At 42.8% G+C, this 16,058-nt stretch carries 13 protein-coding genes; 7 read left to right on the top strand and 6 right to left on the bottom strand.

Features of this window, described 5'->3' with window-relative positions; translation table 11 throughout:
• Positions 1–18 precede the first annotated feature (18 nt).
• The 4 genes from O3627_RS04365 to O3627_RS04350 all read left to right on the top strand — a co-directional run bounded on the left by O3627_RS04365 (position 19) and on the right by O3627_RS04350 (position 7,620).
• A complete protein-coding gene (locus O3627_RS04365; RefSeq protein WP_002898080.1) occupies positions 19–588 on the top strand; it encodes a LemA family protein in 570 nt (189 codons plus the stop codon).
• A gap of 1 nt (position 589) precedes the next feature.
• Positions 590–1,486: a zinc metalloprotease HtpX gene (gene htpX, locus O3627_RS04360; RefSeq protein WP_011836621.1), complete on the top strand. Its 897-nt coding sequence runs from the start codon at positions 590–592 to the stop codon at positions 1,484–1,486.
• Between the two features lie 455 nt (positions 1,487–1,941).
• Positions 1,942–2,823 (top strand): XRE family transcriptional regulator, encoded by an 882-nt coding sequence (locus tag O3627_RS04355; protein ID WP_371621297.1) that lies wholly within the window; start codon positions 1,942–1,944, stop codon positions 2,821–2,823.
• Positions 2,824–2,892: 69 nt separating this feature from the next.
• A complete protein-coding gene (locus tag O3627_RS04350; protein ID WP_371621296.1) occupies positions 2,893–7,620 on the top strand; it encodes a glycoside hydrolase family 70 protein in 4,728 nt (1,575 codons plus the stop codon).
• 131 nt (positions 7,621–7,751) lie between these two features.
• On the opposite strand, the gene O3627_RS04345 is transcribed toward O3627_RS04350, so the two are convergent.
• Together O3627_RS04345 and O3627_RS04340 are read right to left on the bottom strand one after the other, a co-directional pair.
• A complete protein-coding gene (locus O3627_RS04345; protein ID WP_002900962.1) occupies positions 7,752–8,993 on the bottom strand; it encodes a hypothetical protein in 1,242 nt (413 codons plus the stop codon).
• Positions 8,994–9,344: 351 nt separating this feature from the next.
• The gene (locus tag O3627_RS04340; protein WP_125381903.1) at positions 9,345–10,214 is read right to left on the bottom strand and encodes an Rgg/GadR/MutR family transcriptional regulator; all 870 of its coding nucleotides are present in this window, start codon (positions 10,212–10,214) and stop codon (positions 9,345–9,347) included.
• A 99-nt stretch (positions 10,215–10,313) separates the two neighbouring features.
• On the opposite strand from O3627_RS04340, the gene O3627_RS04335 reads away from it, so the two are divergent.
• A complete protein-coding gene (locus tag O3627_RS04335; protein WP_125381902.1) occupies positions 10,314–10,844 on the top strand; it encodes a DUF177 domain-containing protein in 531 nt (176 codons plus the stop codon).
• Between the two features lie 104 nt (positions 10,845–10,948).
• Entirely contained in the window at positions 10,949–12,427 is a 1,479-nt protein-coding gene (locus O3627_RS04330; RefSeq protein WP_125381900.1) for a flotillin family protein, read from the top strand.
• Between the two features lie 255 nt (positions 12,428–12,682).
• Here O3627_RS04330 and O3627_RS04325 read toward each other — a convergent pair whose 3' ends face one another.
• From O3627_RS04325 to O3627_RS04310, 4 genes are read right to left on the bottom strand one after another with little or no spacing between them, the layout of a single operon-like run.
• Positions 12,683–12,976, bottom strand: coding sequence for a DUF5960 family protein (locus tag O3627_RS04325; protein ID WP_002898071.1), 294 nt, complete (start codon positions 12,974–12,976; stop codon positions 12,683–12,685).
• Positions 12,954–13,328 carry a hypothetical protein gene (locus O3627_RS04320; RefSeq protein ID WP_002898070.1) on the bottom strand — a complete coding sequence of 125 codons (375 nt, stop codon included), beginning with the start codon at positions 13,326–13,328 and terminating at the stop codon, positions 12,954–12,956. The genes O3627_RS04325 and O3627_RS04320 overlap by 23 nt, the downstream gene beginning before the upstream one ends.
• Entirely contained in the window at positions 13,325–14,740 is a 1,416-nt protein-coding gene (locus O3627_RS04315) for a Y-family DNA polymerase (protein WP_125381898.1), read from the bottom strand. Before O3627_RS04315 ends, O3627_RS04320 begins: the two co-directional genes overlap by 4 nt.
• 3 nt (positions 14,741–14,743) lie before the next feature.
• A complete protein-coding gene (locus O3627_RS04310; RefSeq protein ID WP_011836627.1) occupies positions 14,744–15,421 on the bottom strand; it encodes an XRE family transcriptional regulator in 678 nt (225 codons plus the stop codon).
• Positions 15,422–15,563: 142 nt separating this feature from the next.
• Here O3627_RS04310 and O3627_RS04305 point away from each other — a divergent pair, with 142 nt between their 5' ends.
• Positions 15,564–16,052, top strand: a complete 489-nt coding sequence (locus tag O3627_RS04305; protein WP_002921995.1) for a YcxB family protein — start codon at positions 15,564–15,566, stop codon at positions 16,050–16,052.
• The last annotated feature ends 6 nt before the right edge of the window (positions 16,053–16,058 follow it).

Below are 16,058 nucleotides of genomic sequence, written 5' to 3'. Positions count from 1 at the left end.
AAATTGAAGGAGTATATCATGACTTTTATTATTATTCTTATTATTGTCGCGGTTTTAGCATTCTTCGTTGTTGGTGCTTACAATACCTTGGTTAAAAGCCGCATGCAGACTCAGGAAGCTTGGAGTCAGATCGATGTGCAGCTCAAACGCCGTAATGACTTGATTCCTAACCTCTTGGAAACGGTCAAAGGCTATGGCAAGTACGAGCAGGCAACCTTGGAAAAGGTAACCCAACTGCGCAACCAGGTAGCTTCAGCTGCTTCACCAGCCGAAGCCATGCAAGCCAGCGACGCCCTTTCTCGTCAGATTTCTGGAATCTTTGCAGTAGCTGAAAGCTATCCAGATCTGAAAGCTAACACTAACTACCTGAAGTTGCAGGAAGAACTGACCAATACTGAAAATAAAATTGCTTATTCTCGTCAGCTTTATAATTCAGTAACTAGCAACTACAATGTCAAGTTGGAAACATTCCCAAGCAATATTGTTGCAGGAATCTTTGGCTTTAAAGCTGCTGACTTCCTCAAGACACCAGAAGAAGAAAAGGCTGTACCAAAAGTTGACTTTGGCAGCACTGGACTAGGTGACTAAGATGCTATTTGATCAAATTGCCAGCAATAAAAGGAGGACTTGGCTCCTCCTTATCGCTTTTTTCGGACTCTTGGCTCTCCTTGGAGCAGCTATTGGCTATCTCTGGCTGCGCTCTGCTGTTGGTGGTGTCTTGCTAGCCTTGATCATCGGAGCGATTTATGCCGGAGTGATGATTTTTCAGTCTACAGAAGTGGTCATGGCTATGAACGGAGCTCGCGAGGTCTCTGAGCAGGAAGCACCTGAACTCTATCATATTGTTCAAGATATGGCCATGGTCGCTCAGATTCCTATGCCACGTGTCTATATCGTAGAGGATCCCTCTCCCAATGCTTTTGCGACTGGCTCTAAGCCTGAAAATGCAGCTGTTGCAGCAACTACAGGTATCTTGCAAATCATGAATCGTGAGGAGCTTGAGGGAGTGATTGGCCATGAAGTCAGTCATATTCGCAATTACGATATCAGAATTTCAACGATTGCTGTAGCTTTGGCCAGTGCTATTACCATGTTGTCTAGCCTAGCTGGTCGTATGATGTGGTTTGGTGGCGGACGGCGCAGTAGTAATGATCGAGATAACGATAGTGGTTTGGGAATTATTCTCCTTATCGTATCATTGATTGCTATCGTTTTAGCTCCTCTGGCAGCTACCTTGGTGCAGTTGGCCATTTCTCGTCAGCGGGAGTTTCTGGCTGATGCTTCCAGTGTAGAGCTGACCCGCAATCCGCAAGGGATGATCAATGCCCTACTCAAGCTGGATCGCAGCGAGCCTATGGAACATCATGTCGATGATGCCAGCGCAGCTCTCTATATCAGCGATCCCAAAAAAGAAGGCGGACTGAAGAAACTTTTCTATACGCACCCTCCTATCTCAGAGCGGGTGGAGCGCTTGAGACATATGTAAAAGCTGGGAATAAATTATTTCCAAAACTTAGACAAATAACTAGTAAATGGATTTAGTTCTGTATTGTCCAGGACTAAGTCCTTTTCATTTTACTTCCTTTCATTCATGTCTAAAAAATATTCGTTTAAATTTTGTTACAGTTTTATTTCAGTCATCTATAAACCTTAGGTCATCCAAGTTTATTTTTGTATAAGTAAGGAGGCTAGATTTAAAAAAGCCAGTGTTTTCAAGTTGTCAGGTTGAACCCTTCTGAGAATCTTATAAAATCAATATTTTCTTGAAAACCATAAAACTTTCAGAAAAAATCACTATATTGAGTATTTCTATCTTTCAAATTAATCTATTTGTATTATTTGGAAATATAAAGTAATTTTTTGTAACATATTCGAAATATATTACTAGTATATTAAAATTAGTAAAAAATTTTATTGCATATATGAAACCGAGGGCTCAATATGTTGAAAACATTTGGAAAAATTTTCAAAGTCATTAGAGAATCAAAAAACATGTCTCTTAAAGAGGCGGCAGCCGGAGATATTTCAGTGGCTCAGCTGTCTCGTTTTGAGCGGGGAGTCAGTGGTATCACGCTTGATTCTTTCTATTGCTGCTTAAAGAATATGACTGTTTCTCTAGACGAATTTCAGTATGTTTACCATAACTACATTGAGGCAGATGATGCGCTTTTCTCAAAAAAAGTAGCTGATGCTTATCAGGAAAACAATGTCGTCAAGCTCCAAAGTATATTGGCTAGCTCAGAAGCTTTGGCTGAAAAGTTCCCTGAGAAGAAGAATTATAGGCTTAATACAATTGTTGTTAGAGCAGTATTGTCTTCCTGCAGTCCAGATTTTCAGATTAGCAAGAAAGATGTAGAATTTCTGACCGATTATCTCTTTTCCGTTGAGGAGTGGGGGCGTTATGAGCTCTGGCTCTTTACTAATAGTGTGGATCTATTGACCTTGGAAACACTGGAGACCTTTGCTAGTGAGATGATTAACCGCACCCAGTTTTATAATAATCTACCGGAGAATCGCCGGCGTATTATCAAGATGCTGCTTAATGTTATCAGCGTCTGCATAGAGAGTAATCATTTGCTGGTTGCTATGAGATTCCTCAATTATCTTGACCATTCTAAAATCCCTGAGACAGATCTTTATGATCGGATGCTGATTAAGTATCATAGGGCTCTTTATTCCTACAAGGTTGGGAATAGCTATGCTCTGAGTGATATTGAGGAGTGCTTATCTTTCTTGGAATTTTTAGATTCCTTCGGTGTTGCCCAGAAGCTCAAGGCTCAGTTTGAAAGAATTTGCCTTTCGCAGTTGCAGATGTGCAAATAAAATAGACTCATTTCTAAAAATATACTAGAATAAGAGTATAACTTTATACCAAATTCAGAAGGAGGCTTTATGATGGAGAAAAAAATTCATTATAAGATGCATAAAGTTAAGAAGAACTGGGTAGCCATCGGTGTGACTACCTTAGCACTTATCGTAGCACCAAAAGTACTTGGTCTCGAAGCAGGTCTTGTCCACGCTGATGATGTTAAGCAGGTGGCAGTTCAAGAACCAACTGCAGCTCAGGATAGTGGCTCAGGGCAGCCAGTTCAAGTACAAGCTAACTCAGCTTCTCAGTTGGAAGCAGAAAAAACAGCTTCTGCGGACCAAGCAACTTACAGAGCTACCGCAGCAAGTCCAGCAAGCATTGAAAAGACAGCTGAAGCAACAGAGGCAGTAGGTGAAACCGATGCTCAAGAACCAGCAAAGCAGGTAGAAGCAGCAGCTACAGAAAATGCAGCCGTTGCTGAAGAAGCAAAAGCAGCTAACGCAACATCAGAATCAGCTAAAACGGAAGCAATTGCTCAGGATAGACAAGCAAGTCCAGCAACTGTTCAAAAGCAGGCTGCTGACAAACAAGCAAAAAAGACTGTTACAGACAAAATTGTTGCAAATCCAAAGGTTGCAAAGAAAGACCGCTTGCCAGAACCAGCTCAAAGACAGGGAGCGATAGCTGAAAGAATGCTTGCTGCTCAAGCCCAAGCGGCGCCTGTTAATACTGAGCATGATGATGATGTCTTATCTCACATCAAGACCATTGATGGTAAGAAATACTATGTTCAGGACGACGGTACAGTTAAAAAGAATTTCGCTGTTGAGCTCAATGGAAAAATTCTTTATTTCGATGCAGAGACTGGAGCTTTGATTGATTCAGCTGAGTATCAATTCCAGCAAGGTACTAGCAGTCTTAACAATGAATTTACCAGAATGAATGCCTTCCATGGTACAACGGACAAGGACATCGAAACAGTTGATGGCTATTTGACAGCAGATAGCTGGTATCGTCCAAAAGCTATCCTCAAGGATGGAAAAACATGGACTCAGTCTACAGAGACTGACTTGCGTCCGCTTTTAATGGCTTGGTGGCCTGATAAGCAAACGCAGGTTAGCTATCTCAACTATATGAACCAGCAAGGTTTGGGAGCAGGAGCTTTTGAAAACAAAGTGGAACAAGCTATCCTGACAGGTGCTTCTCAGCAGGTTCAGCGCAAAATTGAAGAAAGAATCGGTAAAGAAGGCGATACTAAATGGCTGAGAACACTGATGGGCGCATTTGTCAAAACTCAGCCAAACTGGAATATCAAGACAGAGTCTGAAACAACTGGTACGAATAAGGACCACTTGCAAGGCGGAGCTCTGCTTTATACCAATAGTGAGAAGACTTCTCATGCTAATTCTAAGTACCGCATCCTGAACCGCACACCTACCAGCCAAACTGGTACACCTAAGTACTTCATTGACAAGTCAAATGGTGGTTATGAATTCCTGCTAGCCAACGACTTTGACAACTCTAATCCAGCTGTTCAGGCTGAGCAACTCAACTGGCTGCACTTTATGATGAACTTCGGAAGCATCGTAGCCAATGATCCGACTGCTAACTTTGACGGAGTCCGTGTCGATGCGGTGGACAATGTCAATGCGGACTTGCTCCAAATTGCTTCTGATTACTTCAAGTCTCGCTACAAGGTCGGAGAAAGTGAAGAGCAGGCTATTAAGCACCTGTCTATCTTGGAAGCTTGGTCTGACAACGACCCTGACTACAACAAGGACACCAAGGGTGCACAATTACCGATTGATAATAAGCTTCGTCTGTCCTTACTTTATTCGTTCATGCGTAAGCTTTCTGTCCGTAGCGGAGTTGAGCCAACGATTAGCAACAGCCTGAATGACCGTTCTACTGAAAAGAAAAATGGCGAACGGATGGCCAACTATATCTTTGTTCGAGCTCATGACAGTGAAGTGCAAACCGTTATTGCCGACATCATTCGGGAAAATATCAATCCAAATACTGATGGTTTGACCTTTACCATGGATGAGCTCAAGCAAGCCTTCAAGATTTACAATGAAGATATGCGTAAGGCGGACAAGAAGTATACGCAGTTCAATATCCCAACTGCCCATGCACTTATGCTCTCCAACAAAGACTCTATCACTCGGGTCTACTATGGTGATCTCTACACAGATGACGGTCAATACATGGAGAAAAAATCTCCTTACCACGACGCTATCGATGCCTTGTTACGGGCTCGTATTAAGTATGTAGCTGGCGGTCAGGACATGAAAGTCACCTATATGGGTGTGCCTCGTGAGGCGGATAAATGGTCTTATAACGGTATTTTGACTTCTGTTCGTTATGGTACTGGTGCCAATGAAGCTACAGATGAAGGAACAGCAGAAACCCGTACCCAAGGGATGGCAGTTATTGCTTCTAATAACCCGAATCTTAAGCTGAACGAGTGGGATAAACTGCAAGTCAATATGGGAGCAGCCCATAAGAATCAATACTACCGTCCGGTACTCTTGACGACCAAAGATGGTATTTCCCGCTATCTAACTGACGAAGAAGTGCCGCAATCGCTCTGGAAGAAGACAGATGCTAATGGTATTTTGACCTTTGATATGAATGATATCGCAGGCTACAGCAATGTCCAAGTTTCTGGTTATCTGGCTGTTTGGGTACCAGTTGGTGCTAAGGCAGATCAGGATGCTCGTGTAGCAGCCAGCAAGCAGAAAAATGCCAGCGGTCAGGTTTACGAGTCTAGCGCAGCCCTTGATTCTCAGCTGATTTACGAAGGTTTCTCTAACTTCCAAGACTTTGCAACCCGCGATGACCAGTATACCAATAAAGTCATTGCTAAAAATGTCAACCTCTTCAAGGAATGGGGAGTGACTTCATTTGAGTTGCCGCCGCAGTATGTATCTAGCCAAGACGGTACTTTCCTAGACTCTATCATCCAGAATGGATATGCCTTTGAAGACCGCTATGATATGGCAATGAGTAAGAACAATAAATATGGTTCTTTAAATGACCTGCTCAATGCTCTCCGTGCTCTTCATAGTGTCAATATCCAAGCCATTGCGGACTGGGTGCCAGACCAAATCTACAACCTGCCAGGTAAAGAAGTGGTAACGGCAACTCGTGTCAACAACTATGGAACCTACCGTGAAGGCGCAGAAATCAAGGAAAAACTTTACGTTGCCAATACTAGAACGAATGGTACAGACTATCAAGGCAAGTATGGTGGAGCCTTCTTGGATGAACTCAAAGCTAAATACCCAGAAATCTTTGAACGAGTACAGATTTCCAACGGTCAAAAGATGACGACTGATGAGAAGATTACCAAGTGGTCTGCTAAACACTTCAACGGTACCAATATCTTAGGTCGCGGGGCTTACTATGTTCTTAAAGATTGGGCTAGCAACGAATACCTCAACAACAAGAATGGTGAGATGGTACTGCCTAAGCAACTGGTCAATAAGAAAGCTTCTACTGGATTTGTCAAAGATACTACTGGATTCAAGTACTATTCAACTAGTGGATATGAGGCTAAGAATTCCTTTATCCAAGATGAAAATGGAAATTGGTATTACTTCGATAAACGAGGTTACCTAGCAACGGGTGCTCATGAAATTGATGGCAAGCAAGTTTATTTCCTCAAGAATGGTATTCAGCTGCGTGACTCTCTCCGTGAAGATGAAAACGGCAATCAGTACTACTATGATAAGACTGGCGCCCAAATTCTCAACCGTTACTATACTACTGACGGCCAAAACTGGCGTTACTTTGATGCCAAGGGTGTCATGGCTAGAGGTCTGGTAACCATGGGCGGCAATCAGCAATTCTTCGACCAAAACGGCTACCAAGTCAAGGGCAAGATTGCGCGTGCCAAAGATGGTAAACTTCGTTACTTTGATAAGGATTCAGGTAATGCTGCTGCTAACCGCTTTGCCCAAGGTGATAATCCAAGTGACTGGTACTATTTCGGAGCAGATGGTGTTGCAGTAACAGGTCTTCAAAAACTTGGCCAACAAACCCTTTACTTCGACCAAGATGGCAAGCAAGTCAAGGGTAAAATCGTGACACTTGCAGACAAGAGTATCCGTTACTTCGATGCTAACTCAGGAGAAATGGCAGTCGGCAAGTTTGCAGAAGGATCTAAGAACGAATGGTATTACTTCGATCAGACTGGTAAAGCAGTGACAGGTCTTCAGAAGATTGGCCAACAAACCCTTTACTTCGACCAAGATGGTAAGCAAGTCAAAGGTAAAGTAGTAACTCTGGCTGATAAATCTATCCGTTACTTCGATGCTAATTCCGGAGAAATGGCAGTCGGCAAGTTTGCAGAAGGTGCCAAGAACGAATGGTATTACTTTGATCAGGCTGGTAAAGCAGTGACTGGTCTTCAGAAGATTGGTCAACAAACCCTTTACTTCGACCAAGATGGCAAGCAAGTCAAAGGACAGCTAGTAACTCTGGCTGATAAATCTATCCGTTACTTCGATGCCAACTCAGGAGAAATGGCATCTAACAAGTTTGTTGAAGGTGCCAAGAACGAATGGTATTACTTCGATCAGGCTGGCAAAGCAGTGACTGGTTTACAGCAGATTGGCCAACAAACCCTTTACTTCGACCAAAATGGCAAGCAAGTCAAAGGTAAGATTGTCTATGTCAATGGTGCTAACCGTTACTTTGATGCCAATTCAGGAGAAATGGCGCGCAATAAATGGATTCAGCTAGAAGATGGAAGTTGGATGTACTTTGACCGCAATGGTAGAGGCAGACGCTTCGGCTGGAACTAAAAGCAATAGAATAGGCTAAATGAAACTTAATCTTTAGCTTTCTAATAGACAAAAACGATAACTTCTTATTTTGAAGTTATCGTTTTTAGCTGTCTTCTAGGAGAACAAATATAGAAACAAGATTAAATCTATCAAATTTCTTTAACATCTTTCTTTTTTTCGATAGATAGGAGCAGAGCAATCACACCGATAATGCTGAAGATTAGCCAGCTAGCGTTCATATTCCAGAGGGCCAGGCTGCTGAAGACCATAGTACCAAAGGGGACAGAGAAAGAAAAGAGCAGACTCAGAAAGCTGGAAGTCTGAGCGAGAACATCAGAAGGCAATTTGCTCAGTAAGAGGGTGTTGATTTTGGGATTGATCTTGCCGGAGATATAAGCTAGTAAAAATCCAAAAGCAATGCCGACGAAAACAGGCAGATGCAAGAAATTGCTGACAGCAAGCAGAATCATTGTAAGAGCAGCCCAGAGGGTTAGTTGATTTAGAGAGAGACGGCTAAAGTAATCGTTGGGAGTCAGACTGGCTGCAATCATGGCTAGGACAAGAGTGGTCTGAAGAACCAAGAGAGACTGACTAAAGGATAGCTGGAAGATGGGGTTATCCAGCAAGTAGAGATTATAAAGAGCTATAAGAGAACCTGCCATAGCGTTGACGATCAGGATTTGAGCCAACAGTTTGAGAAAATTGCTAGAACCTTCCTGATCAAAGATCAGCTTAGACGATGTGTACATTTTCTTCAATTCTTCTTTCAGAGGAGCGTTTTTCTCAGAAATTACGACGGGGTCATGGGTCAATCGGCGGCGGACTAGGTAGAGGATGGTGGAGGATAGGAGAAAGGTCAAGGCGTTAACCAAAGCAACTAAGAAAAAGTCTTGCTGGCTGACGGTCAGGAGCCAAACTCCCAAAGCTTGTCCGGCCAGGCTACAGAGAAAGCTGATAAGCTGGGTAAAGGAGAAGGCTTCCATAAGGTCTTTCTCTGGAACATTCTTTTTTAAAATCGGCATTTGCAGGCCGCTGCGGTAATCGCTGATAATATCTGAAAGAATATTCATCAAGCAGACGGCTGAAAAGGCTAGATAAGAGCTGGAGCGAGTCATGAAGGCAACAAGAACAAAGAGCAGGGCTTGAAGATAACCAAAATGAATCAGCCAACGAGCTTTACGGATAGTCTTGTCAGCTTTGATACCAGCAAAGATAGTAAAGAATGTCGGAACCAGGACGATAAAATTAGCCACAGCAATAGCAAACTTGGGATTGGGCATGCTGGAAGCAAATACCACAAAAACAATATTGAAAATAGAAGCTCCCAAGGTGTTGAAGATTCGGGAAAGGCTGAGTGAGGCATAGACCCCATTTTTAAAGAATAATTTCATCGTAGACTCCTTTTCTAAACTGCAAGAATGAATGAAAGCTGATTGGGTGCATCTGTAAACTGGCTTTTGTTTTTTCTCTTTCTGATGAACATTATAGACCGTTTAAAGCCAAAAACAAGGGCTTTTCGGCAACTGGTTAGGTCTCATTAAGTAAGTGGTAAAATTCTGAAAGTGACTTGCGCTAGCTCTTTCTGCTTTTAGTATAAAATAGAGAATCCAATCTGCAGGAAATATTGCATATATTCAACGATTTTCGGGTAGAAACTTTTAAATCAGAAAGGTGGAGCTCGAGTAGGAACAAAAAACCACTTTCCAACTCAAAATAGCTGAGCTTAAAAGTGGAAATTTGCATCATTTGCTATATTTTTGAAAAGCAGTATCAAGGGCTTTTTGATAGTAGTCAGCGCTATGATGACAGTTCAAGATTCGGAAAATATCGACAGCTTGCTTCATTTGAGTGAGCCCCTCTTCTGTTTTCCCTTTCAAACAGATCAACTCTCCCTGAGCAAAGAGATAGACAATTCGGAAGTAAGTCTCATTTTCTTCATAAAAGTTTCGCTCAATGACTTGTTGGAAATAGTCTGCCTGAGTGATATTTTCCTGACTGATGGCCAGAAGATAGCCATTAAGAAAGGTAGTGTGCAGGGTGTTGCGGTTGTTGGCAAATAAGGTAGCAAAATCCTTTCTTGAGAGGATTTCTTTGGTGTATTGGGAAAACAAGTCTAGAGATAAAACCGGGGTACAGATAGAGAAGAGATTGAGTTCGTAGCGGCCCCAAATATCAACTGAAAAGAGGTAATCATGCAGGAAATCCAGCTCGCATGGGCTGGCCTTCTCTGACTCCTTAAGGGCACAGAGATGGGCCTTTACAATCAGGCGTTCAACCCAATCATTAGCGCGCTTGCTTTTTTGAGTGACTTTTTCTTTTTTCAGATAAAGTTTTTCTAAGAGGTCCAGCTGATTGGCTTGCAACAGGTCTTGAATTTGGCTTAAGAGTTCCTTATGAGAATGATGATCCTGGATGCCGGCTGCAACGGTAAATTCTTCCGTTTCCGTGTGAATGGCGCTGAGAGCGCTAAAAAATTTCTGTGCCGAAAGTTCGCTCTGCCCATTTTCAAAGCGAGAGAGCATAGATTTTGAAAATTCTCCGCCAGTCGCTTCGGATAAAGAGATGTGCCTTGCCTCTCGAAAAAATCTAAAAACCTGTCCTAGATGTTCCATTGTCTTCCCTCCTTGCATTTTATTATAACAAAATAATTTTCAATAACATCGAAGAGCCCAAACATGATATAATATAAAGAAAAAAGCAAAGAGGAACTTATGTTGCATATTCAAGAAATTCGGAAGAATCCAGATGGTCTAGCCTTTGAGAAAAAGCTGGACTTGGCAGAGGAGTTAAAAGAACGCAATCCTGAGATTTTAGATGTTCAGGATATTGTAGCCAAAGGAAAGGTTCAATATGAAGATGGCCTCTATTTTCTGGATTATGACTTGTCTTATACCATTACCTTGACGTCCAGTCGTAGTATGGAGCCTGTAGAGTTCAAGGAGTCTTATCTAGTCAACGAAATTTTCATGGAAGAAGGACAAGCCGCATCGCAGGATATGATTGATCAGGACTTGGTGCTTCCGATTGAAAATGGCGAGATTAATGTAGCCGAGAGTGTAGCTGACAATATCCTGATGAATATTCCACTGAAAATCCTAACAGCTGAGGAAGAAGCCGGCCAAGGCTTTCTGTCAGGTCAGGACTGGCAAGTTATGACGGAAGAGGAATTTGCCGCTGCCCAGGAAGCTCAAAAAGAGAAGAACAATCCTTTCGCTGGTTTGCAAGGAATATTTGATGAATAAATCTTGTAAAAATTTTGAAAATAATTTGAGAATTTGAAATAATTTGTTATACTAAGTATAAAAAGAAAATAGACAATGAAAATTGTCTTATAGAAGGAGATTTAATGGATACATTTTTCTTTCCAACCTGGTTGATTCCAGTAATTATTGGTTTGGTTGTCCTTGTCGTACTTTTAGTGAAAGGCTATGTTAACGCACGCCCTAACGAAGTAGTTGTAATTACAGGTCTTCGTAAACAGCGTCACCTTCGCGGTAAAGCTGGCTTTATGATCCCTTTTGTAGAGCAACGCTCTTATTTGGATATTGAACAGTTCTCAACAGATGTTCGCACATCCGAAGCGGTACCGACTCTTGACTTTATCAATGTACGTGCTGATGCAGCTGTTAAGCTAAAAATCGGAACAACCGATGAAATGATTGCTCGTGCAGCAGAAAACTTTCTTAATTGGAATACAACAGATATTTCTAACTCTGTTCAAGATGTCTTGGAAGGAAATCTTCGGGAAGTAATTGGTCAGATGGAGTTGCGGAAGATGGTCAATGACCGTCAGGAATTTGCCTCAAAAGTTCAGGACAACGTAGCTCCGGATCTGGCTAAGATGGGATTAGAAGTCATTGCCTTTACCGTTCAGTCTTTCTCTGATGAAGGTGGTGTGATTGATAATCTCGGTATCGAAAATGTCGAAACCATCAAAAAAGATGCCCTAATTGCAAAGGCTAAAGCTGAACGTGAGCGCAAGGAAGTAGAAGCTGAGCAAGACAAATTGGCTAACGATAAGCGCGTAGCTGCTGACTTAGAAATCGCTCAAAAGCAAAATGAGTTGAAACTGAAGCAAGCAGCCCTCAAGCAGGAAGCGGATATTGCGCAAGCTAAGGCTGATGCAGCTAAAGGGATTGAGGCGGAAGTGCAGCGTCGCGAGCAAGAACGTGTGGCTGCCGAAGCTAATATCATGAAGCAAGAGAAAGAAGCTGAAGTCAAGGAACGTGAAGTTAAGGTTCGGGAGCAAGAACTGGATGCTAACATCCGCAAACAGGCTGAAGCGGAGAAATACTCTCGTCAACAAGCAGCGGAAGCGCAATTGATTGAGCGTCAACGTCAAGCTGAGGCGGAGCTCTTTGAAACACAAAAAGAAGCCGAAGCTCGCAAGGCTCAAGCCGAGGCTGAAAAGTTTGCGCAACTGCAAGAAGCCGAAGCTATTGAAGCTAAAGGACGTGCTGAAGCGGAAGCGATTCGTCTTAAGCTAGAAGCCGAAGCTCAAGGTTTGGATAAAAAAGCAGAAGCCATGAAGAAGATGCAAGAAGCAGCCATTACTGAGATGATTGTAGACAAACTGCCAGAAATTGCCCGTGCTGTAGCAGAGCCGCTTACTAAAGTGGACAAAATCACTATGTATGGTGAAGGCAATGCTTCTAAGATGGTTGGTGATATCATGCAGAGTATTGACCAAGTGTCGCAAGGTGCAGGCTTCGATATTCGTCAACTCCTAGCAGGAGCTCTTGGTGTTAATATGACTGTTAACAAGCTAAAACAAGATGAGCAGCCGGTTATTGAAGCTGCAAATCTTGACACCGATAAAAAATAAAAGAAAAGATAATTCGCTTTGACTTTCACCCCAAAAGTTAGACAGAAAATCTAACGATTGGGGTGTTTTTAGTATGAAATTAGTTTATACAAATGAACTGAATAGATAACCTAAAAAGAATGGCGCTTCTTGGCTTTAAATATAGCTGGCTCAAATCTTTAATGTTATTTACCTGACTTAAAGCAATAAATAATTGAGAAGATTCTAGTAGATGGCCAGTTCCCTACAATAAGCTCCCAAACTTAGTTTGGGAGCTTATTGATTTATATCTTCTGTTTGGCCTTGATAGTGGTAGATACAGAGTCGTTTTGCTTGGTCTGGACGACTGACGGTAAAATGGAAGTAATGGTCTTTCTTGTCCAAACTTTTGGTCTTGGAAAGTTTGAAATGAGTGACCTGGCGGCTGGCCATGTGGAGTAGGATGTCATCTTCCATGACCATCAGAGGCTGGGGAAGATTGGAAAATTGATAAAAATCCTCTTGAAATTGATAGTAATTCTGGGAAAAATAGTCAAATTGAAGTTCCTCATGTACATTTTGAGTGGTCATCTGCGCCTCCTGAAGCTTGTATCGAAAGAATCTGATGGATAGCAAGGCCTTTGTAATGGTCACCTTCCTGCAGGAGGACTTGCTTGCAGTCCAGATGAAAGACGGTAGCAGTAATGTCGGTCAGCTTTCCCTGATTAAGAAAGGTGATTCTGATGGGAACTTGATGACTGTAGGCTTGGTTGAGTAACTGGAATTTCTCCTGTCTGTCAAGCTGGGCCAGGCGACTGATATCTAGTTCTTTTTTGGCCAAAGCAGTGCTATGCTCAGAGAGGAAAAAGCCAGCCCATTTAGCCATGCCCCGATCCTGAAAGTCACGAGCAGACTGATAGGGGAGATAAGAGCGGTCAGTCATGATAAGCCCTCCAAACCTCCAGCAGAATGGCCACCGGTTAGCTTGCTTCTAGCAATAGCACGGGAGGAGTCCAGCAAGGCATTTCCCTTAAGCAGAGAGGCAAAGCCGAAGCAATCTCTGATGCGGTCAATCGTCTGTTGGAGCTCCTCTTCTTTTTGAATTTGCAGAGGATCGTCAAAGAGAGAAATCAGACCATATCCTTGATCGACAAAGTCACTGTAAAAAACGCCAATCTGTCGGATAGCCCCGCCCTGATATTTGGAACGAAAGAGCTGAACGACGATTTGAGCCAATCGATCGCTGTTGTTAGTGGGCTCAATTTTTTTCTGTGTATGAATGGAAGGCAGGAGCTCCTGCTTGGAATAACGGGCATGGATGGAGACACGCTGGCATTTCTTACCAGAGCGTCTGAGACGAATGGCGACCTGCTCAGCCATTTCTCGGAAAACGAGTTCAATCTCTGCCTGTTGTCTGTAATCTCGGGGGAGAATTTGCGAGTTGCCCAGACCATGTGACTTAACCTGATAAGGCTTGTGAACATTACTTTCATCAATGCCGTGAGCGTGAAACCAAAGCTGCAGACCCATAACCCCCATTTCTTTTTTGAGAATATCGGGGTTAAAGTGAGCTAAATCATAAATGGAGTGGATGCCTAGCTTCTTAAGACGGGTAGCCGTTCGGTGGCCGATACCCCAAAAATCAGTCATGTTTGGAATAGTCCAGACCTTACTTGGCACATCCTCGTAGGACCAGTTGACCCGCATTTTTTTTGTATGTTTGGCTTCAATGTCCAAGGCTAGCTTGGCGAGAAGGGGATTGGCGTTACTCAGACCGATAGAGGCATAAATCCCGGTCTTCTTCCATATAGCCTGCTGAATGCGGGCAGCCAGCAGGTCCAGTTTGGTCCTGCGGTCCAGCGTCTGATTAGGAATGAAGTAGTTGATAGAGCTTGTCAAATCTAGGAAGCCCTCATCGATTGAGTAGGGGAAAATGTCATCGGGAGCTGCAAAATCCTGGAAAATCTTTTGGATTTCCATGTTTTTCTGGATGTAGTAGTTCATCCGAGGTGGGACCAGTAAGGTCTTTTGAGCAGCGTCTTCGATAAAGCGTATATAATCTGCTGTAATAGGCAGTCCCTGCTTGCGGGCAGCAGCATAGTTGAACTTACGGGTGTGGACATCAAAAGGAAGATTATAGCTTCGGCTGACATTCTGGCTGCCGAAATTCTTTTTAAAGAGAGGGGTGGCAGCTAGTATCAGTCCAGCGGAATTTTCAATTCGGCTCATGACACAGAGCGAGGTTTTTAAAGGGTCAAGGCCGAGGGAAATGCATTCGCAAGAGGCATAAAAACTTTTCATATCCACAAAAGCAATATCTGAACGGGGCTCGCGTGAATAATCAAATAGGACCATAGCTTATACCTCAATCGGCAGAAAATGTCCAACTACGATACCAACAATGCTAGGCTGGTCTTCGTAGGGAGCAAAGAGATCCTCGTAGTCAGGATTGATAGACTCTAAACGTAGACCTTCAGCTTCGCGGTAGACTTTTTTGATATAGGTCTTGCCATTCCACATGAGAGCATAGACTGCCCCATCGTAGTCGAATCCCGTCTGTTTCATAAGGGCAACAGAGCCATTGGGATACTTAGGCTCCATAGAATCCCCAGAGACCCAGGATGCAAAGTCGTGCTGGATATCTTGATCAAAGTAGACAGTTTCGTAGTCTGTTTCATTGTCATAGTAGCTGTGACCGAGACCTGCAGCCAGCTCAACGGATAGAACCTTATAGGCTGTAAGGGAGCTAATCTTACGCTGTCTCTCTAAGAGCCGACTAGCGAGTTGGTCTACTTCTTTTTTATGTGGTAGAGTTAGTAAAGGGTAGGTGTAGAGCGCGCTGGTCTCATCCACAAAGTAGCTCTCTTGGACCTTGAGACAGGTGGCCAACCTCCTGAGATTTTTTGCGTGGGGTTCTGCCAGACCATTTTCCCAAGCAGAGTAAGTCTTTCTGGAAATCCCAAGCTCTTGGTAAATGGAAGACTGAGTCAGATTAAGTTCCAGCCGGCGTTTTTTTAATTTTTCATGCGAAAACATATCACACCTCCTATGTAACGTTTTAAAAGTTACACACAGTATACCAGATGAAATCGAGAAAAGCAAGTTCTTTATTGAATATTGTTATTTCCAGCAAGAGTGTGGTAAACTGTAGGAAGGAATATAATCAGGAGGTAGAGAGATGTTTCCTATGACAGCAAAAACGATCATGACAGAAGAAGCTTATCGCCGTTTCGCTTGGACCAATTTTTGGTATAAAAAGAATGGAATCTTCTCACTGATTCTCCCTGAGATAGTGGTGCTGATATGCGGTGCAATCTGTTTTTTTATCGGGGAACCTTTGCCAGGCGTAGCTTTTCTTGTTACTGTGGCTGTCCTTCCTTTTCTTTACTATCTGTCCATGAATCGACATATTAAAAAGTTTTATAGAGGCAACCCCCTCTGGCATGATATAGAGCAGGAGTTTAGCTTCTATGAGACAGACTTTCGTGTCGTTAATCGGAATAACAATGCCAGATTTGACTACCAAGATATTATGGCGATTATAGACAAGCCAGAAACTTTTTATATTATGGTTGGTCGGTCAATGGGACTGATCTTGGATAAGGCAGACTGCCAGCCTGAATTAATTGATTTTTTACTGAAATTAAAAGAAAACAGAAGTCTCTAATTTGGG

It is taken from the genome of Streptococcus sp. 27098_8_82 (genome assembly GCF_041431615.1).
Lineage (GTDB): Bacteria > Bacillota > Bacilli > Lactobacillales > Streptococcaceae > Streptococcus > Streptococcus sanguinis_K.
Note: the sequence above shows the minus strand (reverse complement) of the source record. Positions and strands in the feature narration are given on the sequence as shown.